Origin of the sequence: Chryseobacterium phocaeense, from assembly GCF_900169075.1 — a bacterium.
In the GTDB taxonomy this organism is placed as follows: Bacteria; Bacteroidota; Bacteroidia; order Flavobacteriales; family Weeksellaceae; genus Chryseobacterium; species Chryseobacterium phocaeense.
This window is the reverse complement of record NZ_LT827015.1, coordinates 1,766,034-1,792,941: the sequence shown is the minus strand read 5'-3', so window position 1 is coordinate 1,792,941 and position 26,908 is coordinate 1,766,034. Positions and strand designations below refer to the sequence as shown.

19 protein-coding genes are annotated in these 26,908 nt (G+C 38.8%); 10 read left to right on the top strand and 9 right to left on the bottom strand.

The features are described from left to right. Positions 1-91: 91 nt before the first annotated feature. From B7E04_RS14895 to B7E04_RS14885, 3 genes are all read right to left on the bottom strand, one after another. A complete protein-coding gene (locus B7E04_RS14895; protein WP_080779338.1) occupies positions 92-991 on the bottom strand; it encodes a DMT family transporter in 900 nt (299 codons plus the stop codon). 73 nt (positions 992-1,064) lie between these two features. Beyond that, positions 1,065-2,336, bottom strand: a complete 1,272-nt coding sequence (locus B7E04_RS14890) for an aminotransferase class I/II-fold pyridoxal phosphate-dependent enzyme (RefSeq protein ID WP_185117086.1) — start codon at positions 2,334-2,336, stop codon at positions 1,065-1,067. A gap of 77 nt (positions 2,337-2,413) precedes the next feature. Next, positions 2,414-3,451: a PLP-dependent cysteine synthase family protein gene (locus B7E04_RS14885; RefSeq protein ID WP_080779336.1), complete on the bottom strand. Its 1,038-nt coding sequence runs from the start codon at positions 3,449-3,451 to the stop codon at positions 2,414-2,416. Between the two features lie 222 nt (positions 3,452-3,673). On the opposite strand from B7E04_RS14885, the gene B7E04_RS14880 reads away from it, so the two are divergent. The 8 genes from B7E04_RS14880 (at position 3,674) to B7E04_RS14845 (ending at position 16,952) form a co-directional block, all read left to right on the top strand. Next, the gene (locus B7E04_RS14880) at positions 3,674-7,159 is read left to right on the top strand and encodes a glycosyltransferase family 117 protein (RefSeq protein WP_080779335.1); all 3,486 of its coding nucleotides are present in this window, start codon (positions 3,674-3,676) and stop codon (positions 7,157-7,159) included. Between the two features lie 92 nt (positions 7,160-7,251). Beyond that, complete coding sequence (locus B7E04_RS14875; protein WP_080779334.1) at positions 7,252-8,739, top strand: LTA synthase family protein; 1,488 nt, start codon at positions 7,252-7,254, stop codon at positions 8,737-8,739. Positions 8,740-8,881: 142 nt separating this feature from the next. Continuing rightward, a complete protein-coding gene (locus B7E04_RS14870) occupies positions 8,882-9,412 on the top strand; it encodes a DUF1697 domain-containing protein (RefSeq protein ID WP_080779333.1) in 531 nt (176 codons plus the stop codon). Positions 9,413-9,855: 443 nt separating this feature from the next. Next, entirely contained in the window at positions 9,856-10,665 is an 810-nt protein-coding gene (gene kdsA, locus B7E04_RS14865) for a 3-deoxy-8-phosphooctulonate synthase (RefSeq protein WP_080779332.1), read from the top strand. A gap of 44 nt (positions 10,666-10,709) precedes the next feature. Continuing rightward, complete coding sequence (locus B7E04_RS14860; protein WP_080779331.1) at positions 10,710-12,914, top strand: TonB-dependent receptor plug domain-containing protein; 2,205 nt, start codon at positions 10,710-10,712, stop codon at positions 12,912-12,914. A 182-nt stretch (positions 12,915-13,096) separates the two neighbouring features. Further along, positions 13,097-13,477, top strand: a complete 381-nt coding sequence (locus B7E04_RS14855) for an HYC_CC_PP family protein (RefSeq protein ID WP_228439941.1) — start codon at positions 13,097-13,099, stop codon at positions 13,475-13,477. 119 nt (positions 13,478-13,596) lie between these two features. Continuing rightward, positions 13,597-14,070: a DUF3347 domain-containing protein gene (locus B7E04_RS14850; RefSeq protein ID WP_080779330.1), complete on the top strand. Its 474-nt coding sequence runs from the start codon at positions 13,597-13,599 to the stop codon at positions 14,068-14,070. A gap of 89 nt (positions 14,071-14,159) precedes the next feature. Further along, positions 14,160-16,952 carry a multicopper oxidase domain-containing protein gene (locus tag B7E04_RS14845; protein ID WP_185117081.1) on the top strand — a complete coding sequence of 931 codons (2,793 nt, stop codon included), beginning with the start codon at positions 14,160-14,162 and terminating at the stop codon, positions 16,950-16,952. Positions 16,953-17,163: 211 nt separating this feature from the next. On the opposite strand, the gene B7E04_RS14840 is transcribed toward B7E04_RS14845, so the two are convergent. Next, a complete protein-coding gene (locus tag B7E04_RS14840) occupies positions 17,164-19,203 on the bottom strand; it encodes a S9 family peptidase (protein ID WP_080779329.1) in 2,040 nt (679 codons plus the stop codon). A 525-nt stretch (positions 19,204-19,728) separates the two neighbouring features. Between B7E04_RS14840 and B7E04_RS14835 the strand changes: the two genes are divergently transcribed. Then, on the top strand, positions 19,729-20,568 hold the full coding sequence (locus tag B7E04_RS14835; protein ID WP_080779328.1) for a zinc metalloprotease: 840 nt from the start codon (positions 19,729-19,731) through the stop codon (positions 20,566-20,568). A 567-nt stretch (positions 20,569-21,135) separates the two neighbouring features. On the opposite strand, the gene B7E04_RS14830 is transcribed toward B7E04_RS14835, so the two are convergent. The 5 genes from B7E04_RS14830 to B7E04_RS14810 all read right to left on the bottom strand — a co-directional run bounded on the left by B7E04_RS14830 (position 21,136) and on the right by B7E04_RS14810 (position 25,559). Continuing rightward, positions 21,136-22,254: an FAD-dependent monooxygenase gene (locus B7E04_RS14830; RefSeq protein ID WP_080779327.1), complete on the bottom strand. Its 1,119-nt coding sequence runs from the start codon at positions 22,252-22,254 to the stop codon at positions 21,136-21,138. A 21-nt stretch (positions 22,255-22,275) separates the two neighbouring features. Beyond that, positions 22,276-22,773 (bottom strand): GNAT family N-acetyltransferase, encoded by a 498-nt coding sequence (locus tag B7E04_RS14825; protein WP_080779326.1) that lies wholly within the window; start codon positions 22,771-22,773, stop codon positions 22,276-22,278. Next, the gene (locus B7E04_RS14820) at positions 22,773-23,366 is read right to left on the bottom strand and encodes a hypothetical protein (RefSeq protein ID WP_080779325.1); all 594 of its coding nucleotides are present in this window, start codon (positions 23,364-23,366) and stop codon (positions 22,773-22,775) included. Before B7E04_RS14820 ends, B7E04_RS14825 begins: the two co-directional genes overlap by 1 nt. 246 nt (positions 23,367-23,612) lie before the next feature. Then, positions 23,613-24,479, bottom strand: a complete 867-nt coding sequence (locus B7E04_RS14815) for a sigma-70 family RNA polymerase sigma factor (RefSeq protein ID WP_002979276.1) — start codon at positions 24,477-24,479, stop codon at positions 23,613-23,615. A 288-nt stretch (positions 24,480-24,767) separates the two neighbouring features. Continuing rightward, complete coding sequence (locus tag B7E04_RS14810) at positions 24,768-25,559, bottom strand: S1/P1 nuclease (protein ID WP_080779324.1); 792 nt, start codon at positions 25,557-25,559, stop codon at positions 24,768-24,770. Positions 25,560-25,933: 374 nt separating this feature from the next. Here B7E04_RS14810 and B7E04_RS14805 point away from each other — a divergent pair, with 374 nt between their 5' ends. Then, the gene (locus B7E04_RS14805; RefSeq protein WP_080779323.1) at positions 25,934-26,875 is read left to right on the top strand and encodes a type VI secretion system baseplate subunit TssG; all 942 of its coding nucleotides are present in this window, start codon (positions 25,934-25,936) and stop codon (positions 26,873-26,875) included. The last annotated feature ends 33 nt before the right edge of the window (positions 26,876-26,908 follow it).

The following is a 26,908-nucleotide window of genomic DNA, read 5'->3' as shown; positions in this document are numbered from 1 at the left end:
AAACTAAGCAGGAAAGTTTAGGCTTTATTAAATTGGGAGGATCGCTGGAGGTTTGTTTAATGAAACGAAATAATAAAAATATCTGAACTTGTCAGGCATTTTTTATGATCTTTTTTTCACGCTTTGATTGTCTGTGGTCGGCAATAACATTCAGAGTTACACCGGACAGGATAAGGACAATGCCGATGAGAAGATTCTGGGTAAAATGTTCATGAAACATGAAAACGCTTACCATCACGGCAACTACGGGTTCCAATGCTCCTAAAATGGCTGTGGGTGTTGATCCGATATATTTGATAGCGTACACTAAACACAGACTGGAAATTACAGTCGTAAGAAAGGCGAAAATAATAAAATTGATAAAGACAAATACTGAAGGAATCGCAAAAGATTCACCTGCCAGGGATGCTTTACTCATAAAAAATACTGAGGTAAAAAGCATAGAGTAGAAGGACAGCTTGAATCCGGATACTTTAAGTCTGGATTTATTCACAATCACCATGTAAAGCGCGTAGAATATGGAACTCAACATCACTACGCCGAGTCCCGCAAAATTGATCTCAAAACCCTGTCCTTTCAGACATAAAACAATGACACCGGCAAAAGCCAAGAGTAATGATAGTACCGACAGCTGCGAAAGTTTTTCCTTATAAAAAAAGAACATGATCAAAGCCACCATCACCGGATAAATAAACAGAACGGTAGAAGCAATTCCCGGCGTAAGATAATCGTAGCCTATAAATAAAAACTCAGAAGAAAGGGCATAGCAGACTCCCAGAACGGCAAGGATCAGAGCTTCTTTTTTATTGATCCTCAAACCTTGTTTGCTGTAAAGCAAATATGTGCCAACCATTAAGGCAGAAAATAAAAATCTATAGAACAGCGTAATATCCATAGAAAAATGAGCCTTTTTAAGGGGCAGGATGAAAATGGGAATCAGCCCGAATGAAACAGACGACAGGATCCCCAGCATATAACCTTTGAACTTCATTCTTATATATTGAAAAGGTAAAATATTCCATAAAAAAACCACTGAAACTGTTCAGTGGTTTTATCTTTTCTCATTAGATCGGCTTAAAACTTAAACCCTGCTCCTGCAGCAGTTTCTGTTCCTGCTCTTTGTAATGACCACTTACTAATTTATCGTGAATGGCTTCAAAAGCCGCCAGTGTTTCATTAATTTCCGCATCCGTATGGGAAGCTGTAGGAATTAATCTTAACAGGATCATTCCCTTCGGAATAACCGGATATACAACTACAGAAGTGAAAATTCCGTAAATTTCCCTTAAATCTTTTACAAGAAGGGTAGCTTCTACCGGAGTTCCCTGCATCATAACAGGAGTTACACAGGTATTACTGTCCCCGATATTGAATCCTCTTTCCTTAAGACCATTCTGAAGCTTATAGGTATTTTCCCAAAGTTTAGCTTTAATTTCAGGTCTTGTTCTTAAAAGTTCCAGTCTTTTCAATCCTCCGATAACCATAGGCATGGTAAGAGATTTTGCAAAGATCTGAGATCTTAGATTGAATTTTAAATATCTGATGATTTCTTTATCTCCTGCAATGAATGCTCCGAAACCGGCCATAGATTTAGCGAAAGTAGAGAAATAGACATCAATCTGATCCTGACATCCCTGCTCTTCACCAGCTCCGGCTCCTGTTTTCCCAAGAGTACCGAATCCATGGGCATCATCTACTAAAAGTCTGAAATTATATTTGGATTTAAGATCGCAGATTTCTTTGATTTTTCCCTGTTGGCCTCTCATCCCGAAAACTCCTTCTGTAATCACAAGGATACCGCCTCCGTTTTCTTCAGCTACCTTAGTGGCTCTCTGAAGGTTCTTTTCAAGGCTTTCAATATCGTTATGTCTGTAGGTAAATCTTTTTCCTGAGTGAAGTCTTACACCGTCTACGATACAGGCGTGAGAATCCACATCATAAACGATCACATCATTTCTGCTGACGAGAGCATCAATGGTAGAAACCATTCCCTGATAACCGAAATTCAATAAATATGCTGATTCTTTTTGTACAAATTCTGCCAGTTCTTTTTCCAGCTGAAGGTGCTGATCTGTTTCTCCGGACATCGCTCTGGCACCCATAGGGTAGAACATTCCATATTCTGCAGCCGCTTTGGCATCAGCTTCTATCACCTCAGGGTGGTTGCATAGTCCCAGATAGTCATTGGCACTCCAGAAAATCACTTCTCTTCCCTGAAACTGCATTCTCGGACCAATAGGTCCTTCCAGTCTCGGGAAAATAAAATAGCCTTCGCCGTAATCTGCAAACTGTCCAAGAGGTCCCGGATTTTCTTTTATTCTTTCAAAAATATCCAACATTTTGTATAAGTAAATTTAAAAAGCCTTTCCTGTAGAACACAAAAGGCCTGATTTGTATCGTAGGTTATTGATTTTTATTTAATGAATTCAGTTTTGAAAACTTCATCGTAATTATGTACACAGTTATTTACGAAACCTTGCTCAGCCATCCATTTATCACTATAAACTTTGGTGATATACCTTGACCCGTGGTCCGGGAATATAAGGACTATCATATCATCTTTGGTCAGCTCGTGAGATTGGGAATACTGGATAAGCGCCTGTGTTACCGCTCCTGTGGTATATCCTCCCATAATAGCTTCTTTAAGCGCTATTTCACGGGTTCTGTAAGCAGACATCTCATCATTTACCCTTACAAATTCATCTATTTTGTCAAAAAGAAGGGCTGCAGGAATCAGATTTTTTCCCATTCCTTCGATCTGATAAGGATGTACATCTTCTTTATGGATTTCTCCGGTTTCATGATACGTTTTCAGAATAGATCCATCCGCATCTACGCCGATGATCTTGATATCCGGATTTTTTTCCTTTAAAAATTTACCCGAACCTGATAATGTTCCACCTGTTCCAGTGCAGGCAAAAAGATGGGTTACCTTTCCTTCTGTCTGCTCCCAAATTTCAGGACCCGTAGTCTGGTAGTGTGCATCAATATTCAATTCATTGAAATACTGATTGATGTAAACTGAATTTGGCGTCTCTGAAGCTATTCTTTTAGCTACCTCATAATACGATCTTGGATCATCTGCTGCAACATTGGCCGGACAAATATATACCGTAGCGCCCAATGCCTTTAGGTAAGAAATTTTCTCAGGCTTTGTCTTGTCGCTTACTGCCAGAATACATTTATATCCTTTAATAATACAGACCATCGCAATAGAAAACCCGGTATTTCCTGACGTAGTTTCTACAACTACGGAATCTTCCTTTAATAAACCTTTTTTTTCAGCGTTTTCTATAATATGAAGTGCTATTCTATCTTTTGTGGAATGTCCAGGATTATATGATTCTAACTTGGCATAAACGGTTGCAGGAATATCTTTTGTAACAGTATTAAGCTTCACCATAGGAGTATTTCCTATTAGGCCAAGAATATTATCGTAAACATTACTCATTATTTGTTATTTTCAATAAAAATCTGACCGCAAAAATACAAAAAAATAAATAATTACTAAACTTTTGTTTGATATCAAGCCTGCGATTCAGCAAAATTTATTTTTTGATTTGCAATCTTTGATGAAGTACGATCACAAATACTGCGCCAAATTTTTTAAATTTTGTTAAAAACACCATGGAATGCTATAAAAGCCTTATTTTCGCATAATTGATTTAATACTATGAAAAATTGGACTTTTAAGCAATGGAACACCGTTTTAGGATGGGTGATTTTTGTCATTGCATTTTTCACGTACTTGTCGACCATAGAACCAAATTTCAGTTTCTGGGATTGTGGCGAGTACATTTCCTCTGCTGTCAAACTGGAGGTAACGCATGCTCCCGGGGCGGCCTTATTTCAGATCGTGGGTGCTGTGGCAGCCATTTTTGCTTTAGGAAAAGGCGAAAACTATTCGATTGTGATCAACGCGATGTCTGCATTATTCAGTGCGCTGACGATTTTATTCCTGTTCTGGACGATCACTCATTTTGTAAGAAGACTTTTAAACAAGGATTTTGATGAAATCACGAAACACCAGGAAATCTCAATTCTTTTTGCAGGAGCGGTGGGCGCATTATGTTTTACCTTCTCGGATACGTTCTGGTTTTCAGCAGTAGAAGGAGAGGTGTATTCCATGGCGTCTATGTTCATTGCCTTATTAGTCTGGCTGATCACCAAATGGGAAAACGAATATCTGGCGAAGGACAGTGAAAGATGGATTATCCTTATTTTCTTTGTATTGGGACTTTCTGTAGGGGTACACATGATGGGGATGCTTGCCGTTCCGGCGGTATGTCTGGTTTATTACGCAAGAAATTATAAATTCACCTGGAAAAACTTTATCTGGGCGAATGCCATTACCCTGGGAATTCTGATCATTGTATTTAAAATTATTTTCCCATTGATTATGACGATGTTCGGAAGACTGGAAATATTCTTTGTGAATGGTCTTGGACTTCCTTTTCACTCAGGAACCATTGCAGCCTTTATTTTAATGACGGCGGCTTGTTTCTTCATGATCAAATACGCAAGAAAAGCGAAGAAAAATATTTATCAGACTGCTGCATTATCAGTAGTTTATATGATTATCGGGTTCTCATGCTGGATGGTAATTCCTATCAGAGCCAACGCAAACCCTCCGATGAACCTTAACGATCCGGATACCGCCATCGGAATGCTGGATTACTATAACAGAGAGCAGTATGGTGACTGGCCTACAATCTATGGACAAAACTATACCGCTTTCCTGGATGCAAACGGAATTGAAAAGAATGAAGACGGAAGCTTCAAAACCCAGAAAACAGGTGAAATCTATGAAAAAGATGAGAAAACCGGAACTTACAGAAAAACCGGTGACCGTTTCAATTATATCTTCAGCAAATCTCAGGTGAGCCTAATGCCGAGGATGTTCAATGAAGACAAAGACGTAATGGCAAACTATATTTCCATGTATGGTGCTCCTGATTTTACCTTTAATTATGGGAATGAAGATGTGGCAGATAATCCACAGGCGAAACAGATCTTTGATGAACTGAGAACAAAATATGAAGATAAATCCATTACAGCAGCAGATTATTTAAAGGTTAAACCTTACAACCTGATCAATGTTCAGAAGCCTTCACTGGCTCAGAATATGGATTATTTCATCACATTCCAGAACGGGTATTATTTTGTAAGATACCTGATGTGGAATTTCGTGGGAAGACAAAATGACCTCGAAGGAAACATGGAAAACACTAAAGGAAACTGGATCTCCGGGATTTCTTTTATTGACAACGCATTACTTGGAAACCAGGAAAAGATGCCTGCGAAATTCCAGAATGAAAGCACCGTAAAATTCTTTTTCTTACCATTGATCTTAGGATTAATCGGATTCTTTTTCCAGTTAAACAGGGATTTTGGAAGATTCTATGCTTTACTTTCTCTATTTGTTTTAACCAGTGTGGGGATTATTTTCTATACCGGAGTAAAACCTTTTGAACCAAGAGAAAGGGATTATGCGATGGTAGGCTCATTCTATGCTTTTGCCATCTGGATCGGTCTTGGAGCCGGAGCTATTTTATGGTTTATTCAGTCTAAAGTTAAATCGAACGGAGCCAATATTGCTCTGGGAGTTGTTTTATTAGGAGTACCGTTTATGATGGGCCTCCAGAACTATAATGTACATGACAGAAGCAACAGGTATACCGCTTATGACTATGCATATTCCGTATTAAAATCACTTCCGAAGAACGATATCCTGTTCGTTTACGGAGATAATGATACCTATCCGGTGTGGGCTATCCAGGAGACGGAAAGATTCAGAGATGATGTGAAAGTGGTGAACTTCACGCTTGCTTCCACTCCATGGAACTTAGACCAGATCAAAAGAAAAACTTACAACGCAGCAGGAATTCCAAGTGAATTAACGCATGAAGACTACAGAGACGGTGTGAATGACCAGATCTATATGATGAAAAAAGAAGATTGGGAAGGTGTTTTCTCAATGCTGAAAGAGCAGGGCGTTCCGGATACACAGTTCGGGGCTTTCAGAAAATACCTTACACAGGATTCTTTAACATTGAAAGAGGCGGTAGATTTCATTAAATTTAAATCTCCTGAAAAAGATGAACTTTTAAAGATGTATTTCGGGGAAGAGAAATATGAAAAATATAATATTCTTCCGGTGAACAAATTTATCCTTCCGGTAAATAAGGAAAATGCTTTAAAAGCAGGAATCATTACCCAGGCAGACCTTCCAAACGTAGTGAACCAGATTATGATCACTTACAAAGGGAACACTTTATATAAAAACAACCTGATCATGCTGGATATGCTTGCCAATTTCGACTGGAAGCGTCCTATCAACTTCTCATCAGGAGGGATCTACGACAGCGAAAATATTTTCTACCTGAATGAATACCTTCAGTTCGACGGATTCAGCTACAGACTGGTTCCTATTCACACTGCTGAGAATGCAGACGGAGATATGGGTAGAGTAGATACCAATTCTTTATACAATGTAGTGAAAAACTTCAGATGGGGTAATTTTAAAGATTTAAACACCCACTTTGATGAAACCGCTACTTCCAATATCATGAGTTACAGAATGTCAGCCAGCAGAGCGGCTTCGGCACTGGCATTAAGCGGACAGAAAGCTAAAGCGGTAGAACTGCTTGATCTTGCATCCAAAGAAATTCCTGCGCAGAAATTTAATGATCCACGTTCATTAAGTGCTATGGTTACGGGATACATTATAGCCGGACAGGAGAAAAAAGGTCTTCAGCTTGCAGAAATCCTGAAAAAAGGAATTTTTGAAGAATATGATTATTATTTAAGCCTTGCTCCGGCAGACCAGAATTTTGCAAAAAGACAGATGAGAGCGAAACCTATGGAATATTCTCTTGTGGTAGCAGCCGTGACCGATGCTTATAATAAATTGGGTCAGAATGAAAAAGCCTACAGCTACCTGGTGAAATCCATTGAGCCGATTGATAAAAAATTCAATACTTTTATTAAGGATCTTCAGCAGATGGGTAAAGAAAAAGCAAGGGATGAATCTGAAAACGTACAGAAGATCACGCCATTCTACCAGTATTTATTTGATGTGATGGAACCTTATGATTCTACTTATTCGAAAGAAAAAGAAAATCAGATCACCACAGCCATTATTAAAGTAACACAATAATACAGCTTATAAAAAACGGAACTTCGGTTCCGTTTTTTTTGTTATTGGGATTCCTGATTTTAAGATTATATTTGTGAAACTAAAAATGCGTGATGGCTAAGAATAAAAATAACAGGCTTCCGATCTATGCCGTGGTTTTTACGGTTGTTTTTAAACTTCTTTTTTTACTGACTCATTACATCCAGGAAGATGCGTTCATCACCTGGAGGGTAGCCCAGAATCTGCTGGACTACGGAGTCATAGGATTTAACGGAGCTACCAAAGTTTCTGCTTCCACAACCCATTTATATGTTTTTGTATCCTATCTTTTCAATCTGATTTTCGGGAAAGAATATTTTATCGAACCCCTGCTGGTCTTTAATTCTGTTCTTTTTACAATAGGAACACTGCTTCTGGCCCATTTAACGCTTAAAAACCCATGGCATAAGGCTATTTTTATATTTCTGATCGGAATATTGCCGCCTTCCATCAAGATATCTATCCTCGGAATGGAGTATGGAATTCTTTTCTTCCTGGAAATGGCTTTGCTCTACTATGGCTTCAACAAAAATAAAAAGTGGGCTTTGATTTTTCTGCCTGCCCTGATCATGTTTACAAGAATTGATACCGTTATTTTCCTGGGAATTGTATTTCTTGTCGATATTTTCTGGAACAAGAAGATCAGATGGAACTATATTTTTGGAGGAATTTTGGGAATTGTATCCGTCCTTTCTTTCAACTGGCTGTACTTCGGGGAACTGGTGAATAACACAATTGTTGCCAAGAAACTTCTCTATGAACATGATTTCACTTTTGCACAGAACCTCAATTATTTTCTGGTCAGCTTCGGGAATTACTGGGGAATGCTTAAACTTCCCGGAAACTTCAATCCGGTGACCCTTATTATCCTGATTTTTGAACTTTTATGCTTCATTTATCTGGTACGTCAGAGAGAAAAGAGGAATTATTTCCTGTGGATGATCTTTATTTTCGGTTGGGTAAAACAGATTATTTTTATTTCCCAGAAAAGCTTATTCGACTGGTATTACTGGGTGCCGCAGCTGCTGCTATTCGTTCCCGTCCTTATTTTCGTATTGGAGCAGAAAGAAAAAAGAAAGCTGTGGCTGTCTTTATTGGTCGTATTTTATATTGTTCCGATGCTGGCTTTCCAGACTGTACATTCCATCGCAACAGGAAACGGAGAATGGAATTACCGAAGAGGAATCGGTGTGTTTCTTGATGCTTTCGAAAAAGATAAAAAGCAGTGGATCCTTCTGGAACCGGCTGGCTACATCCCTTATTTTTCAGGATTAAAAACCATTGATGAAGTAGGGCTGGTAGACAAACAGATTCAGACAGAAATAAAAAAAGATAAAGCGAATTACTGGATCAATACCGTAAAAAACAGAAAACCCAAGTATCTTCTTTCCTACAAAAATTTATTTCAGGGTAAAGATGCTCTGTATTATCAGACCCATTATAAACTGATGAAGGAATTCAGGATCAAAGACAACCTGAAAAGCGACAATCCTGTTCTGGAAAAGATCTATCGCTTCAAGCCATCCGGAACGGATTACAACTTGTATATTAGAATTGATTGAAAGATTAAAAGATTAAAAAATTAAAAGATTTAGAAATTACGAGATTAAGATGCCCGTGCTTTAAAGCACTCTTACTCTAAAGCTCTCTAACTCTCTAACTCTATTCCCTGCAACCTAATCCCTATAACCTAATCCCTAAAAAATGAAATACTGTGCTTTTCTCCGCGGCGTCAACGTAAAAGGAACCAATATGAAAATGGCCGAGGTATGCCAGGTTTTTAAAGACGCCGGAATGCAGGAGGTGAGTTCTGTACTCGCTTCAGGAAATATTGTTTTCTCTTCTGATAAAAAGGCGGAAGACTTGAAAAATATTTTAGAAAAGGCGATGTCTGAACATTTTTCTTATGATGCATTTCTGTTCGTAAAACCCGAAGAGGAAATAAAAGTCTTCTGGAACAGCATTCCTTTTGAAAAAAATGAAGAGCTGCATATTTATGGCTTTGTTGGAAATCCCGGAGTGGAGAAAGTTTTAATGGCAGAATTTGAGGCTGCTTCCAAAGCTGAAAGCGAAAAAGCACAAATTGTGGAAGATTTGTTTTACTGGCAGGTCCCGAAAGGAAATACCCTGGATTCTTCTTTTGGAAAGGTCCTTGGAAAAAAGAGCCTTAAAGATCAGTTCACCAGCCGTAATATCAATACTTTTGAGAAGATCCTGAAAAAAATGAACGGATAAATATAAATAATCTCTCGCTGATTGAGCAGATTTTGCAGATGACGCATGTAATTAATTGCGATATCATTTTTTACAGTTTGTTATATGATTTAAATAAAAAAATAAAATCTGCGTAATCCGCGAAATCTGCGTGAATTATTTTTTAACCACTGATTTTCACAGATAAGCACAGATGATTCCATATAATATTTTTCACAGAAATTTTTAATTTTTCTTTTGATATTTCTAAAAACGCTTTTATTTTCCCTAATCCCTAATCCCTAATCCCTAATCCCTAATCCCTAATCCCTAATCCCTAATCCCTAATCCCTAATCCCTAATCCCTAATCCCTAATCCCTAATCCCTAATCCCTAATCCCTAATCCCTAAACTCTACCCTCAAATAATTTCCGATTCTGAAACTTTATAAGTATTTTTACTGAACTTTTTTAATTCAAATAAAAATGATCCAGTATTTAGATAATATTCATCACAAAGATTCAAAAAACTTTTTCCTTATTGCCGGCCCATGCATCATTGAAGGCGAAGACATGGCATTGAGAATTGCAGAAAAGGTAATCAGCCTGACCGACAAATACAATATTCCCTATATTTTCAAAGGAAGCTTTAAAAAAGCGAACAGAAGCCGGGTAGATTCTTTTACCACCATCGGTGAAGAAAAATCCCTTGAAATCCTTAAAAAAGTAGGGGAAACCTTTAATATTCCTACCACTACGGATATTCATGAAAATGAGCATGCTGCCTTGGCTGCGCAATATGTGGATGTACTGCAGATCCCAGCTTTTCTGGTACGTCAGACCGATCTTTTGGTGGCTGCGGCAGAAACCGGGAAATGTGTAACCCTGAAAAAAGGACAGTTCCTTTCTCCGGAATCCATGAAATTTGCAGTGCAGAAGATTACAGATTCCCACAACCAGAAAGTGGCTATTATTGAAAGAGGAAATTCATTCGGATATACGGATCTTATTGTGGATTACAGGGGTATTCCTACCATGAGGGAGTATGCACCGGTTATTCTGGATGTTACCCATTCTTTACAGCAGCCTAACCAGAGTTCAGGGGTTACAGGCGGAAGGCCAGACCTTATTGAAACGGTGGCTAAAGCAGGAATTGCAGTAGGGGCGGATGGAATTTTTATTGAAACCCATCCTACACCGGAAACGGCTTTATCAGATGGTGCGAACATGCTAAGACTAGATTTACTGGAAGATTTGTTACAGAAATTAACAAGAATCAGAGAATCCATTTTGTAATTGTCAAAAAATCCCTATTTTTAGAAATTCTTAAAATATTTCGTTTGAAAAAACTAGTTTTACCACTAAGCCTTATGGTTCCCGTGCTGATTTTCTCTCAAAACAGAAAAAAAGATACAACGGCAAGAGTAACCGACATTGAGGAAGTAGTTTTCCAGAAAAAAGTAACCGGGAGAACCAGCGACCTTACCAACGTAAAAATTTCAGCAAAAGATGCTAAAGGAATTGCAACTGTAGGCGGAGGAATTGAAGGACTACTTAAAACCCTTCCTTCCGTAAACTCCAATACGGAGCTATCTTCCCAATATATGGTACGTGGCGGAAACTATGACGAAAACCTGATCTACATCAATGATATTGAGATTTACAGACCTTTCCTGATCAGAAATTCACAGCAGGAGGGGATGAGTATCATCAATCCGGATATGGTGGCTGCGGTAAACTTCTCTGCAGGTGGTTTTGAGCCGAAATATGGCGATAAAATGTCGTCAGCTCTTAATATTTACTACCGTGAACCTGAAAAATTTGAACTTTCAGGGGAGGCCAGTTTAATTGGCGGAAGATTAACGGCCGGTCTGGCGTCAAAAAATAAAAAACTGACCGCTTTATTTTCAGGGCGATACAGGAATACCAATCTGGTACTGAATACCCTGAACGAGGACACCGATTTTAACCCTACCTACTGGGATTTCCAGTCGTATATCAACTACCATTTCAGCGAGAAATTCTCAATGTCGTTCATTGGATATTACTCCAAGAATGATTACGAAATGATTCCTAAAGCGAAAAGCGTAACGTTTGGAAGCCTTAATCAGCCTATTACCGTAAATATTAATTATGGTGGCCGGGAACAGGATATGTACAAAAATATGATGGGAACCGTTTCCCTGAACTTTAAGCCCTCTGATCAGTGGAAATTTACCTTGGACAGTTTTGCCTATCAGAACAGGGAAAAAGAATACTATTCCATCGCGTCCGGCTACGAAATCCAGACTTTTGATCCGGTAACACAAGCTCCAAACCCTTCCTTTGACGGAGGCGGCCAGATAGAGCATGCCAGAAACGACCTGTTTGTAAGAACCTACGGAACACAGTTCAGGGCTAAGTTTTCTCCTAACGTAAATACGGATATTGAAGTAGGGGTAAAATATGAAAAAGAAAATCTGAATGACAATACCAATGAATGGAAGCTGGTAGATAATGCAGGCTACAGTATTCCACGTCCTATTGATGACCCGAGAACGGGAATGTCAGGAGACCTGGAGCTGTTCTATCAGATTGCAGGAAAAAATAAAATAGAGCCTTCGAGACTGTCGGCTTACGGACAGTATTCACAGAAATTATACTGGGGAGCAAGCAAAGTACTTTTCAATGTAGGAGCCAGGGTTTCCAACTGGAGCTTTAACAAAGAAACGATATTTTCACCAAGATTCCAGTTTGCGATAAAGCCTGACTGGGATACGGATATGCTCTTTAAACTTTCGGGAGGGATCTATTATCAGGCTCCTTTCTATAAAGAGATCAAAGACCTGGACGGAAACTTTAATACCAATATAAAATCCCAGCGCTCCATGCAGCTGATTCTTAGTAACGACTACGAATTTTATATGTATGACAGACCGTTCAAGCTGACTACAGAGGCTTATTACAAGAAAATGGATGATTTGATTCCGTATTATATGGACAATGTAAGAATCCGTTATTCCGGTAAAAATAATGCTTCAGGATATGCGTACGGAATTGATACGAGATTATTCGGGGAATTTGTGCCCGGAGTAGATTCATGGTTGTCTGCAAGTTATGCAAGGGTATATGAAAATATTGATGGTAGAGGAGATATTCCAAGGCCAACGGATCAGAGATTCAGGTTTGCGATGTTCTACCAGGATTATATGCCTAAATTCCCATCCATGCGTGTAAACCTTACGTTGGTATATGCTATGGGACTTCCGAACGGAGCCCCTGTTTTTACAGATCCTTATCAGTATCAGAGAACATTGCCGGCTTATAAAAGAGTGGATTTAGGACTTTCAAAAGTATTCATCGATTCCAAAGACAAGAAAAAACGTTACGGATTCTGGGGCAATTTTGAAGAACTTACCCTAGGGGTTCAGGTTTTCAATGCCTTCAACATCAACAATACCGTGGCCAATCAGTGGATCACGGACTACAATTCAAATGTAATGTATCCGGTTCCGGTACGTCTTACAGGACGTTTCTTCAATGTGAAACTGGAATTTAAACTGTAGGTTAGAAACTAGATTTTAGAAGTTAGAGAATATCGGCTCAATCTGCAAAATCAGCGTGAATAAAAATAATACAAAAGCTTCTGAATAATTTCAGGAGCTTTTTTCATGATCCTGAATTTTATAACAAGTATACCGAATTTTATAACATGGTTTTCAGGGATATTTTTAACTTTGTCTCACCAATGAAAAAGATTCTTGCCATATTTTTCTCTGTTTTCTACTTCGGATTCTCTTCCGGAGCAGCATTCAGCGTTCATTTCTGTATGGAGGAATTTGTTTCCGTAAGTCAGAAAACCACCGATATCTGTGGGAAATGTGGTGTTAAAGAAAAGAAAGGATGTTGCAAGACCGAGGTTAAAGTCGTAAAAGTGGATGATTCGCAAAAATCAGACCTGCTTAAAATCGACTTTTCAAGTCAGATTGTGCCAACGTTTACTCAGCACGAATTTTTCTTTACCGACAAGTCTTTTTCAGCTTCAAAATTTACCCGGATAAGAATCAACGGTCCCCCCGAATACCAGCCGGTTCCTATCTATCTCAATCATTGTAATTTTAGAATTTAAGATCCGTCTGTTGTCTGGTGTGAATCAGATGGTCATGCTTTCATAGACAACACGGATCAACGCAACATGCGTTTCCATTATGTATTCTTTATTAAAAATTAATTCTAAAATTTAAAACAATGAAAAAGTATATCATTACAGCAACATTATCTCTATTCTCCATTATTTCACTTTCTGCACAGTCTAAAAAAGATGCTCAGGTTTCAAAACTGTACCAGAACTATATCGCTATTAAATCTGCGTTGGCTTCAGATGATGCTGATAAAACCTCAAAAGCCGCTGCTGAATTTATCAAAACAGCTTCAACAGTCGATTATAAAGTGGTTTCAGAAGGTAACCTTAATATTCTGAGAAAAGATGCCACAGTGATCTCCGATGCCAGAAATATTACAGCACAAAGGGAAACTTTTTCCAATCTTTCTGAGAATATGATCGCTTTAACCAAAGAATTTAAACTTTCCGGGCAGCCGGTTTATGTCCAGTATTGCCCGATGGCAGATTCAAGCTGGCTGAGCAATGAAAAACAAATCCAAAACCCATACTACGGAAAATCCATGCTTTCTTGCGGAAGTGTAAAGTCAGAAATAAAATAATTATCATATTTAATTTTAAAACAATAAGTTGTATAGCTTAAATTCTAATTGACTTTAAGTTGTGCAGCTTGTAAAAAGCTTGAAATATTATGAGAAAATTAATGATATTTCTGGTGCTTTTGTTCTCTGTTTTTACTTTCGCACAAACAACAAAAATCTATTATACCTGTCCGATGCACCCTGAGGTCGTCTCTTCAAAACCGGGAGACTGTCCGAAATGCAAAATGACACTGGTGAAGAAAACCGTTGTAACAAAACCAAAAGTCACGGCAAAGCCACGACCTAAAGCGGAGTCTAAAACAGTACAGAAAGCCACAGAAGTAAAGCCTAAGATTAATAAGATTGAGGCTAAGGTTAAGATTAAGCCAAAACAAAAACCAAAAACGACAGAAACAAGGTCATTACATGAGTATAACGCTGCTGGACCTCAGTCTAAGCCTCAAACTCAACCTAAATACACCTGCCCTATGCATCCGGATGTTACTTCCGATACACCCGGGAAATGTCCAAAATGCGGAATGGAACTGGTAGAAAAAGAAAATCATCAGCATGTTCCTGCAGAAGAACCTAAAAAGGACCGGTCCGTATTCAAAAGAAATTCTGAAAACGGAAAAGTGACCTTTGGAGGGAAAACGGTACGCTACGACCTTTACGTGAAAGATACGATTGTGAATTTCACGGGTAAAAACCGTAGGGCAATTGCCATCAACGGAAAGCTGCAGGCGCCAACCTTATATTTTACGGAAGGGGATACGGCGGAGATTTATCTTCACAATATGCTTAAAGAAAATACAGGGCTGCATTGGCATGGGGTAATTCTTCCCAATGAACAGGATGGAGTTCCGTATCTTACGACAAAGCCTGTAACACCTGGAGAAACACATCTGTATAAATTCAGGGTTTCTCAGAACGGAACCTATTGGTACCATTCCCACGAAGCCTTACAGGAACAGATCGGGATGAACGGGATTCTGGTCTTTAATAAAAGAGAAGGAGAGCCTGCACCAACCTATACCAAGGAAATTCCTGTACTGCTTGGAGACTGGAGCGATGAAGACCCGATGCAGATTGCGAGAAGGCTCCACATGGCCAATACAGACTGGTATGCCATCAAGAAAAATGCAGTACAGAGTTACTGGGAAGCAATAAAATCCGGGAATTTCGGTACAAAAGCGCTGAATGAATGGAAGAGGATGGAAGCCATGGATGTAAGCGATGTGTACTATGATAAATTTCTGATCAACGGACTTCCAAGCTCCGATTATTCTCAACTGAAGGCCGGTGACAAAGTGAGGCTCAGAGTAGCCAATGGAGGATCATCCACCTATTTCTGGCTGAATTATGGAGGCGGAAAAATAAAAGTAGTCGGAAATGATGGGAATGACGTGGTTCCGGTAGAAGTTGACCGACTTATTATCGGGGTTTCTGAAACCTATGATATTGAAGTCACCATTCCTGAAAATAAAAGCTTTGAATTCCGCTCCACGTCAGAGGACAGGATAGGCCATGCCTCCCTGTGGCTGGGTTCCGGTGAAAAAGTGGAAGCTCCCAACCTGCCGAGACTGATGCTGTTTGAAGGAATGAAAATGATGAACGGAATGATGGAAATGAGCGGAAATATGAAGCCGATGAATATGGAGATGGGTAAACAGATGATGGATATGAATGAAGTGATGTATCCTGAGCTTCCTGAAAGCCAGAGAAAAATGACAATGAAGCATATGAATGAAATGATGGGGATTAAGAATAAGGAAGAAGACCATTCAAAGGAGGTTTCGGGAGCTTCAGCCACCAATCATGATAAGCATGCCGGAATGGATATGAAGGAGGAAAAAACCATCAAAAGACTTTCGTACAATCTTTTGAAATCTCCCGAAAAGACCATCTTGCCTGATGAGAATGTAAGAGAACTGAAGTTTACGCTGGAAGGAAATATGAACCAATATCTATGGACACTGGATAATAAAACAGTCACCGAAACCGACAAGATTCTGGTGAAAAAAGGAGAAATACTGAGGATTACAATGTATAACAATTCCATGATGCGCCACCCCATGCACCTTCATGGTCATGATTTCAGGCTGATTAATTCAAAAGGAGAGTATTCTCCGCTGAAAAACGTGGTGGATATCATGCCTATGGAAACCAATACGATTGAATTTGCCGCCAACCAGGATGGCGACTGGTTTTTCCACTGCCATATTTTATACCATATGATGGCGGGAATGGGAAGGATATTCAGCTATGAAAATTCAAAACCCAATCCGCAGCTGCCGGACAGAAAACTGGCCTGGAAAAATTTCCTGAAGGATAATAAAATGGTTAGTTCTATGGCCATGCTGGATGTTGCGAGTAATAAAATGCACGCAGAGTCTATGACGATGTTCGGACCAAGATGGGCCAATCTGAACGAGTTTCATTCCAACTGGGATTTTGATCATTTTGAAGGCAATGTAAAAGTGGGAAGATTCCTTGGAAAATTCCAGTGGGCGCTTCCGTATGCCGGTTTCAGAATTCAGAAAAACCATGAGATCATGGAAAGGAAGATGGCCGAAGACATGGGTATGAAGTTCCGTGGGAAAAAGACCTGGTTTGGCCAGCAAAAGGCTTCAAAAGACCAGTATGCTTTTATGGTTGGGGTTCGGTATCTTCTGCCGATGCTGGTTACTGCAGATGCCAGTGTAGACCAGAACGGAAAAGTATTACTGGAGTTAAGCAGGGAAGATATCCCGATTTCCAGGAGGATAAGAGGAAACTTCACCCTGAACTCAGACGGAGAATTCTCAACAGGTTTGCGGTATATCCTGCAGAAATGGCTTTCCGTTTCAGGAAATTATGACAATGAAATGGGCTGGGGAGCCGGACTTACTTTAACTTATTAATAAGAAAGCTGCTATATTTTGGCAGCTTTTTTCTTTCTATTGAAATTATCATTATTCTCTAGCTTATTGGGCAGATTTTGCAGATGATTATTTTTTAATTCAAAAGTTTAAATCCGGATTTTAATGCTGATATCATAAAAAAGCCGTTTCATTATTTCATGAGACGGCTTTCTTTATTACAATACTGAATCAGATCAGTGATAGAGAGTTTTTATTTGGTTGTTTTCTGAGCAGCGCCTGTTGTTTTTTCTGCTGGCGTATAGGTAACTTTTGTAATGTCAACCGTCATTTCTTTCAAACGTTTGGCGACCGCTTCCGGCATATCTTTCTGATATCTTCCTCCTATAACTTCAGCAAGGAATTTCTCAGTTTCCGCATACATGGCCATATTATTTATAGGTTTTCTGAATCCGTGCCCTTCATCATCTGCCAGGATATAATTCACTTTTTTTCCTTTTTCACGAAGAGCGATGACAATCTGGTCTGCCTCAGCCTGCTTTACCCTTGGATCATTCGCTCCCTGGATAATCAATAAAGGCTTTACGATTTTATCTACGCTGAACAATGGACTTGCTTCCTTCATGCGTTTTTTACCCTCCTCTGTATTGGGATCACCCACCATTCCATAAAGAGAGGCGCGGGCTGCTTCCCAGTAGGCAGGCACAGAATCCAGCAGCGTAAACAGATTGCTTGGTCCTACAATATCAACACCCCCTGCATACAGATCAGGAGTGAAAGCCAGACCTGCCAGTGTTGCATATCCTCCGTAACTTCCGCCCATGATCACCACTTTGTTTTTATCGGCAATTCCTTTATCTATCAGATACTTTACACCCCATGTGATATCGTCCTGCATCAGTTTCCCCCACTGGAGGTCTCCGTCGTTTTTGAATTTTTTTCCATAACCTCCGCTGGCTCTGAAGTTAGGCTGAAGAACAGCATATCCTCTGTTGGCTAAAAACTGTACAGTTGAACTGTAGCCCCAATAATCTCTCGGACCTTTTGGACCTCCGTGCACTAAAACCACAACCGGAAGGTTTTTTCCGGATGATCCCGCAGGCACCGTCAGATAGGCGGGAATTTCAAGGCCGTCACTGCTTTTGTAGGTAACAGGCGTCATAGGAGCTAAATATTGCTCTACCTTCTTCAATGCAGGTCTTGGTGTATACTGGAAGATCAGTTCTTTGGTTTTGGCATCGAAAAAATAGGATTCGGAGGCGTATTTATCCCCCCAAACTGCGATTAAAAACTTAGAATAATCCTTTGTTGAGCTGGCAAAATCGACTTCTCTTCCCGGAAATTTACTTTGTAAAAATTTATAATTAGCTTCCCATGTTTTATCTTTCCAGTAGTTTTCAGTTTTATCTCCGGTGTAGGAAGTTGAAATGATCTTTCTGGTATTTCTGTCCATAGACAGCCCGCCGAAATCTACTTTTCCTTTAGGATCACTTTCTATTTTTGTCATTTGTTTGGTTTTCGGATCCATCAAATATAGAGCAGATTTATCCAGATCGCCTTTGTCCGTTACCAGATAAAATTTAGAATTGTCTTCATTCCAGTTTGCAATATAAGCACTTTCCGTAACCAATGTTTCATAGATGGGAGTCAGTTGGTCACCGTTTTTATACATGAACTGAGTGGTTCCTTTTTCATCCGTTTTAGAGAGAACTCTTAGTTTTTCATCCCAATCGAAATCATAGCCTGTAACCCTGTCTTTATTTTCGTAAATCTTTTTCAGTTCTCCGGTTGAAATCTTTAAAGAATACAGGTCGTGCCATGCTTTATCACGGTTATTCAGGCCGATCATCAATAAGTCAGGATCTTTTCTGCTGACCATCTGAATCTGGGCGGTCACATCATTCAACGGGGTTAAATTCCTGGATTCCGGAACGCCTTTATCGGCTTTTGCCATAGGATCTACCGCAAAAATATTCATATTTTCGTTTCCGTTATTGTCCTTTACGTACAGGATGTATTTTCCGTTTTCGGACCAGAAATAACCGGCCAGTGGACGTTTGCTGTTGGTTAGCGGACGGGCTTTATCAAAAGGTTCATCTACCTTTTTTACCCAGATATTCATTATTCCCTCGTATTGTTTCATAAACGAGATCCATTTTCCGTCAGGACTTAGCTGTCCACCGGAAATTTCGGGGTTTCCATAAAAGAGTTCTCTGTCCAGCAACGGGACTTCCTGTGCCTTTGTGGTCACCAGACCTACTATTAAGGCTAATACATAAAAGATTTTTTTCATTTTTTAAGTTTATGATATGGAGTAATCACTTATAGCTGATTTATATAATCGCATATCTTATTGGTAGCTATTATTTTATGATTGTTACAGCGTTTGATGATATTGTTTTTTCATCTCGCAGATAAAGCAGATAGAGCCGATTTTTAGCATTATGAATAAAAATCTTATCGATGAGATGGATAGACGAATGATTGAACGCGTGAAGTATTTTGCCAAAGATATCATTGCATGCTTCTGTTTGCTCCCCAAAAATTAGGAAGCCTATTATTTTCTATCTTTTCCGGATTAATAATCCTTTTGTTTTTGTACAAGGATTTTACCCTAATCAGAATATTCAACTTGCAGCATTAATGATAAAAATTACACAAAAGTGGTATTTTCAATTATTTTCTGACTAACTACATTTGAATTATAATAGAAAAACGAATTACCCTTTAAAGTATAAATTAAAAATTTATATTACTGGAAGTAAGTAAAAAACAAAACTTAATTGATAATTTTTTAATACAATAAAAACTAATAATTATGGCTTTCACAGTAAACAATATGGATTTTTCAAGTCAGGAAGAATTTGTAAATTATGGGAGAGGATGTGCAACAAAAATCCCTACTCCGGTAGATATTATGCTCGTAGACAACGAAATTTCTGCAAATAAAAGCAGACGTGTATTATTTGATAAATTAGACATTGAAGTTAAATTTCATCATATAACTTATGGTGCCAGTGGGCTGGTAAATAAACAACAAAGAGAAAAACAAATTACCCTGTTAAATGATGCATTTAAAGGAGCGGGAATAGTATTTTCATATAATGAAGAAAGTGTTCAGTACATTGATAATCAGAATTGGTATTATATGGGGCATGGTTCAATATCTGAACGGGAAGCTAAAAGTTCTTTGGGAGCAGATGCCAGAAAATATTTGAATTTTTATACCGGTGGGCTTAGAGCGGGTTTATTAGGGTGGGCTACTTTCCCTTTTGATTTAGCCGGAGATCCTACGCTTGATGGCGTAGTAGTTTTAGATGAATCTTTACCTGGTGGAAAAGCAGGACCCTATAATTTGGGAATGACGGGCGTACATGAGGTTGGTCATTGGTTGGGACTTTATCATACTTTTCAAGGGGGTTGTGATGGGATAGGTGATCATGTGCATGATACTCCTTCACACAGCAGTCCCAATTATGGAAAGCCGCCGGTTGGGCAATCCCATAATGCCTGTATGGTAGGGGAACAGGCTCCGATTCATAATTACATGAATTATGTTGATGACGATTGGATGAAAGAACTAACTCCAGCACAGGAGCAAAGAATCAAAGAACATATTTTGATGTACAGAACTGGTTTATTAGCACCAAACCTCTGAAGTATTACAGTTCAAAACTAAAGACAGATCAGCCAGATAGAGCAGATTTTTAGCATGAATAAAAATCTATGATTTTTTTAAACCTAGTGCACGTTTAAGCATTGCTTTATTCTACTTAAAAAACTAAAGTGCTCAAAAACTTTTGTGCCTTTTGTGGTTACTATTTTTTCAAACCACAGAAGGCACATATTTTCATAGATGATTGCGGATATTTTTTGAAACATTAAGAAGAGTGAAGGAGGTAAAAGTAGTTAAGGGTGAAATCTAATGCCTTTTTAAATGATGCTCTTAAAGCGAAGCTCAAACTTAATATTCTTAAAATCTTAATAGAACCTTAATGGTTTAATTCAATCTCTTGCTAATCAAGCAGATCATGCAGATTTTTAGGACCAGGGATAAAAACCTTTGATTTTTTAAAGCTTAAGGGTACTTTAACCATCATTTTATTCTTCTTAAGAAATTAAAGTGTTCAAAAACTTTTGTGCCTTTTGTGGTTAATATTTTTCAAACCACAGAAGGCACATATTTTCATAGCTGATTAAGGGCATTTCTGTAAAAAATCAAACCTTAGATTTCCAGTTTTACAATTTTCTCTGCCAGTTTGTAGCTGGAGCTTTCCGGAATCAACCGCATAAAGAAATTCCGCATGGCATTTCCCTTTTCCCACTGAGACATTTTTCCGATCTTCCAGCTGGTATTGACCACATAATCCACTTTTTTTCTTCTGATCTTTTGAAATTCTTCAAAAACATAATTAAAATCCCGGGTGTTTTCCAGAAGTTTCCCGATGACATAGGCGTCTTCAATAGCCTGGCATGCACCCTGGCCCATATTTGGAGTTGTAGCATGAGCCGCATCACCGATCAGGCAAAGGTTTTCCGAATGCCATGAAGGAATAGGAGATAAATCTATAATATCGTTGAGTATAATATTTTCTTTTAAAGTAGCTTCAAGAATGCCTACAGCAAGAGGGTGGAAATCTTTAAAATATTCAGGTAATTCCAGATTAAGCTGATGTTTTTCTTCATTCACTACGGCATACCAGTAAATTTTTTGCTCAGAAATTTTCACAAAGCCAAAACGTTTTCCTTTCCCCCACATTTCAAAGGCTTCATGGCTCAGATGTTCCGGAAGATCAAGCTCTACAAGTCCGCGCCAGCACTTTTGTCCTGCATTTCTGATGGTTTCTGTTTTTAAAATCTGATTCCGGATTTTGGATTTTATGCCATCAGCACCAAATACAATCTGAGTTTCTGCCCGGGTTCCGTTGTCAAACTCTAAAGTATAGTTTTCATGCTTTTCAATCTTTTTTAAAGAGTGGTTGAGACTGATGTGTTCATATCCTACATTTTCAGCCAGAATTTTTTGCAGCTCAGCCCTGTGAATGGCTACATTACAGGAATTATATTTTTTTTCGAGGGCAAGGATATTGGTTTTGGTGATCGGTTTCAGGGATTCGTCGGTGATGGAGATTCCATGGATTTTATTTCCTGCGTTTTCAATTTTTTCTTTTAAGCCTAACCGGTCAAAGATCTGCATGGCATTAACAGCCATCATAATTCCGGCACCAACGGGCTTGATTTCCTGTGCAGATTCGTAGATGGTAAAATCGATCTGTTGCTGTTTTAGGACATTTCCCAGTGTCAATCCGCCAATTCCGGCGCCAATTATTGAAATTTGATTCATATTAATTGATTTAAGCTGCTTCTACAGGGATAAAATATAATTTTCAGAAATCTTTTTAAATCCGTATTTATTAAAAAAGTGGTGGGCACCTTCATTGTCGGTTCCGCTTTCAAGCATGATAAAACTGATATTCCATTTTTTAGATTCTTCCAGGGCTACCTTCAGCAAAGTGCTTCCAAGCGATTGTCCGCGAAGAGAATAATCCAGCAGCATATCTTCCAGGACTGCATAATTTTTGAATCCGGCAATCACATTGAAAATCAGCATTCCAATGATTTTTCCTGCCTCGTTTTCAGCAATCAGTATATTTAATTTTGAGTTATGATCTGCATCGAAGCCGGAGTTTAGCTGATGGGTGAGTATATTCTTAAGATCCGGACTCCAGTGGTTGGAATCTAAAGCCCTTCCGGAAATAATTTCTCCATGGGAAATGTAGGAATCTGTTTTATGGGCAATAAAAAAATCAACCAGTTCTTCCGTCCGCGCAGTATCCGTAAGCCATTTCGTGGTATAATTCATTATTTTGTATTTTTGAGTTCATTCAGCAATTGATTCTGCTTATTGATCAGGTTTTCCAGGTTTTCTGTTTTCAGAGGATGTGCTTTCTGGTATTTTTCGATTTCAGGAATTGTTTTCCTGATTTTAAAAGCAGTGTACAGGTTGTTGATGGTATCGCTGTTTGCGTTGACTTTAGCGATCAGTTCCTTTACTTTGCTTATTTTAAGATCATACTGATCAGAACTCATTTTGATCTCTTTGTCCAGCTGCTGTTTCAGAAGTGAATCTTTAACGGAAGCTGCCTGGTTATGGGCATCAAGATAGAATGATTCAGATTTCCGAAGGGTTTCGCCATAGATTGCCAGAACTTTTCTGCTTTCTTCGTCTATTGCTATGATTTTGTCGTCCAGGGCTTTCAGGTTTTTATCATTTTTGATCAGCTCATAGTAAATTTCATCCACCATATTTCCTTTGCGGTAGCTCTTCAATGAACCCGAAACAGAGGATTCTGCATTATCCACGGCATTTTCTACAACCGGAGTATTTCTGGACTGGTTTTCTTTACAGGAAAGCAGTGATAATGCCAGGGCAGAAGCGAAAAATATTTTGTTCATAATTTTTAGATTTGGTTTTATTTTGTATTAGTTGAAGATACTTCAAAAATTGTTACAGCTTGATTTTAAAGTTCATATTTCTTTCTGCCCGGCTGCTTTACCGCAAGGATAGGTAAAGAAATTGTAAATACGTTAATTTTTAAGATAAACAAAGGCTTTTCACTTATAAAAGGAAAATGCCAGACTGGTTTGCATAAAAAAACGGAGCCTGAAAACAGACTCCGCTACATTGTTTTTTGCGCTAAATTATTTACCTAAGTAAGACTTAAGAATCTTGCTTCTGGTGTTATGCTTTAGTCTCTTAATTGCTTTTTCTTTAATCTGACGAACTCTCTCTCTTGTAAGATCGAAAGTTTCACCGATTTCCTCTAAAGTCATCGGGTGTTTTCCGTTCAGTCCGAAGTATAATCTTACCAGATCAGCCTCTCTTGGCGTCAAAGTATTCAATGCTCTTTCGATCTCAATTTGTAAAGATTCAAGCATCAGGTCTTTGTCCGGGCTTGGAGATTCTCCGGAACGCAATACGTCATAAAGATTAGAATCTTCACCTTCTACTAAAGGCGCATCCATAGACAGGTGTCTTCCGGAGTTTTTCATAGATTCCTTAATATCTTCCTCACTCATGTCAAGCACTTCAGCCAATTCTTCCGGGGAAGGTGGTCTTTCGTTTTCCTGCTCGAGGTGTGCGTAAGCTTTATTAATTTTGTTGATGGAACCAATTTTATTTAACGGAAGCCTTACAATTCTTGACTGCTCAGCTAACGCCTGTAAAATTGACTGACGAATCCACCATACCGCATAAGAGATAAATTTGAAACCTCTAGTTTCATCGTACCTTTTTGCCGCTTTCATCAGTCCTAAATTACCTTCATTAATCAAATCGGGTAAAGAAAGACCTTGATTCTGGTACTGTTTGGATACGGAAACTACGAAACGAAGGTTGGCTTTGATTAGTTTTTCCAGTGCAGCTCTGTCGCCTGCGCGGATTCTTTGTGCCAGTTCTACCTCTTCGTCCGCAGTGATCAGTTCCACTTTACCAATTTCCTGCAAATACTTGTCTAATGAAGCAGTTTCCCTGTTGGTAACCTGCTTAGTGATTTTTAATTGTCTCATCTATTTTTATCCTCAAAAAAGAGTTACTATATATTATACGTATGACAAAGCAGAAAGGTTACACCAGTTTTAATTATTTTTTAAATTTAGGGTGGGAGAGGCAGGAGTAAAGAGCCAAGATATCAGATGTCAGATTTGAGACTTTAAACAGGATCGTGTAATTTTAAACCTTAAACCTTAAACTTTGAACTTTGAACTCCGAACTTTGAACAAAAAAAGCGAAACCGAAGTCCCGCTTTTATATTACATCAGCCTGGTGATCAACTGTCAACCAGCAACTGTCAACTTTTAAAACAAATCATTAAGTACCTTTGCCAGTCTCAGACCTCCGTAAAGAAGCTGTCTTTCAAGGGTTTCATTGAATTTGTACTGGTAGTCGTATGATAATTTCGATCCGTCAGGAGTCTGTGCATAGATTTTATTGGCGATCTGATGAGAATCGTACAACCAGTCTTCCAGAGTTCCGGACTGAATCTTTGCTACTTCATCTTTGGATTTGATGTCCAGCAGGCTGGCATATTCCGTGTAACTGTATTTCTGTGAATCTACCAGTTTCCCGTCCCATACGGAATGAAGATTGGTTTTGTCCCCGAAATACGTAACATTGATTTTGTTCCCTCCAAGGTCCTCAGCTCTTCCTACGTGAAGCGGCTGGGCAAGGTCTCCCATCATATGAATAAGGAAGATCAGGGCAATTTTTCTGTCTTTTTCAGATGTTTTTTCATTTTTGATCTGGCTGGACAATATGTTTACCTGTGTATAAAGGCTTGGTCCTGACTGCATTTTCAGATTCTGGTCAAAATTTTTAAAATCCACCTGCGGATCAATATTTACATAATGCCATGTTGAAGCCTGTTTCCAGACTCCTGTAGTATCAGATTTGATGAAATCCGGCCAGTTAGCCCAATAGGCAAGACGTTCCTTACCCATTATTTTTCTGATCTCTCTTCTTGCTTTTCCGGATAAATGGTTTTCTGCGATCTCCGCAATTACCCTGTGACCCGTCAATCCCCATGCATAAGAATAGAGTGAAGATGAAATGAATGCTAAAATCAGAATTTTAGAATAAATACTTTTCATTATAAATAACATTTTATAAGCTGCAAAGATACGGCCCTGTTTCGGAACCTGTATCAATAATGATCATTTTCTTGCCGAAAGACTGTTAATAAAATTTAATCTCAATAGCGCAGAAAGCGTATAAAATACTATAGAACTTAAAAATAAGCACTTAATAAAGATAAGTAACTGAATAACAGAGATAAGCTTTAATCGCTTAATCCGGCGTCCGAAATCATCTGAAAAGCAGTATTACCGTATTTTTACGGAATTTGTCGCAGATTATTCCTTTTAATGTCAATAAATTAGTATTTTTAAACGAAAATTATAGCCAAATTATTTTTTCAAACTTACGAGATATATTATCTTTACAAGTCATAATCACAGGAAACACTATGTATGAGAATAATATTGTAGACATGTATTACAATAAGCTGCAGACGGACTTCAAGGCAGAGGCTGTGGCCGTTAATCTTTTGAAGTATCACCGTGCTGTAAGCAATATATTTATAGAAAGAATCGGGATCAATGACCGTGCTTATCTGAAGGATATCAAAAGCATTTCAAGCAGCTACCTGGGATTTGATGAGGAAGTTTTTACGATAGAAACATACAGGGAAGGTATCTATGACTATCTCCCTGAAGGGTTGTTTCATCCCCCGTCTTTAGGAGCTTCCAGAAAGAATGTAGATACGGTAGTCCGAGAGATCCGCAAGCAGAAAAAGGTGGAAGATGATGCGCGAAAGTTTTTCCGGCCTTTTGAGCTGGAAGTATTTTTTACCGAAATCAGTTCACTGCTTAAAGAATCTGAATTCGATATTTCAAGTAACACGGACACCCTTCTGGATACCGTAAGTGAACTCTGGCCTCTGGTAAAAATGCTTGACGAGCAGAGCGCCTATATTTTTATCTATATTCTGCCATTTTTTCACCAGATCAGGGGGGATAAAAGATGGTTTGAAAGATGCATTACTGCTTTTCTGCAGGTACCGGTAGAAATTACTTTTGCCCCGAATATTATAGACAGAATTGAAAGAAACGACGATTCTATGCTGCTGGGGAATTCCAGGCTGGGAGTGACGTATATTCCTAGTGGAAAACATATGGACGGACAACGGAACTGGGTAGTCAATATCGGCCCCATTCCTTATACGGAAATGAAAAAGTATATCCCGGGAAGCCCGTTCAGGAAAGTTCTGAAGGCCCTGTATGATTATTTTCTTCCGGTAACGGTAGATGTGGAAGAGAATTTTGTTACGGAGAAACAGGAGTATTCATTCAGTCTTGAAGATGATGAAAGAAATGCCAGCCGTCTCGGATATTCTACCTTCCTCTAAAATAATTTGTTATATTTACAACGATCAACATAG

Coding starts and splice junctions, on each gene's coding strand:
- B7E04_RS14895 (WP_080779338.1), bottom strand. CDS start 991: ATGAAGTTCAAAGGTTATATGCTGGGGATCCTGTCGTCTGTTTCATTC.
- B7E04_RS14885 (WP_080779336.1), bottom strand. CDS start 3,451: ATGAGTAATGTTTACGATAATATTCTTGGCCTAATAGGAAATACTCCT.
- B7E04_RS14880 (WP_080779335.1), top strand. CDS start 3,674: ATGAAAAATTGGACTTTTAAGCAATGGAACACCGTTTTAGGATGGGTG.
- B7E04_RS14875 (WP_080779334.1), top strand. CDS start 7,252: ATGGCTAAGAATAAAAATAACAGGCTTCCGATCTATGCCGTGGTTTTT.
- B7E04_RS14870 (WP_080779333.1), top strand. CDS start 8,882: ATGAAATACTGTGCTTTTCTCCGCGGCGTCAACGTAAAAGGAACCAAT.
- kdsA (WP_080779332.1), top strand. CDS start 9,856: ATGATCCAGTATTTAGATAATATTCATCACAAAGATTCAAAAAACTTT.
- B7E04_RS14855 (WP_228439941.1), top strand. CDS start 13,097: ATGAAAAAGATTCTTGCCATATTTTTCTCTGTTTTCTACTTCGGATTC.
- B7E04_RS14850 (WP_080779330.1), top strand. CDS start 13,597: ATGAAAAAGTATATCATTACAGCAACATTATCTCTATTCTCCATTATT.
- B7E04_RS14845 (WP_185117081.1), top strand. CDS start 14,160: ATGAGAAAATTAATGATATTTCTGGTGCTTTTGTTCTCTGTTTTTACT.
- B7E04_RS14840 (WP_080779329.1), bottom strand. CDS start 19,203: ATGAAAAAAATCTTTTATGTATTAGCCTTAATAGTAGGTCTGGTGACC.
- B7E04_RS14835 (WP_080779328.1), top strand. CDS start 19,729: ATGGCTTTCACAGTAAACAATATGGATTTTTCAAGTCAGGAAGAATTT.
- B7E04_RS14830 (WP_080779327.1), bottom strand. CDS start 22,254: ATGAATCAAATTTCAATAATTGGCGCCGGAATTGGCGGATTGACACTG.
- B7E04_RS14825 (WP_080779326.1), bottom strand. CDS start 22,773: ATGAATTATACCACGAAATGGCTTACGGATACTGCGCGGACGGAAGAA.
- B7E04_RS14820 (WP_080779325.1), bottom strand. CDS start 23,366: ATGAACAAAATATTTTTCGCTTCTGCCCTGGCATTATCACTGCTTTCC.
- B7E04_RS14815 (WP_002979276.1), bottom strand. CDS start 24,479: ATGAGACAATTAAAAATCACTAAGCAGGTTACCAACAGGGAAACTGCT.
- B7E04_RS14810 (WP_080779324.1), bottom strand. CDS start 25,559: ATGAAAAGTATTTATTCTAAAATTCTGATTTTAGCATTCATTTCATCT.
- B7E04_RS14805 (WP_080779323.1), top strand. CDS start 25,934: ATGTATGAGAATAATATTGTAGACATGTATTACAATAAGCTGCAGACG.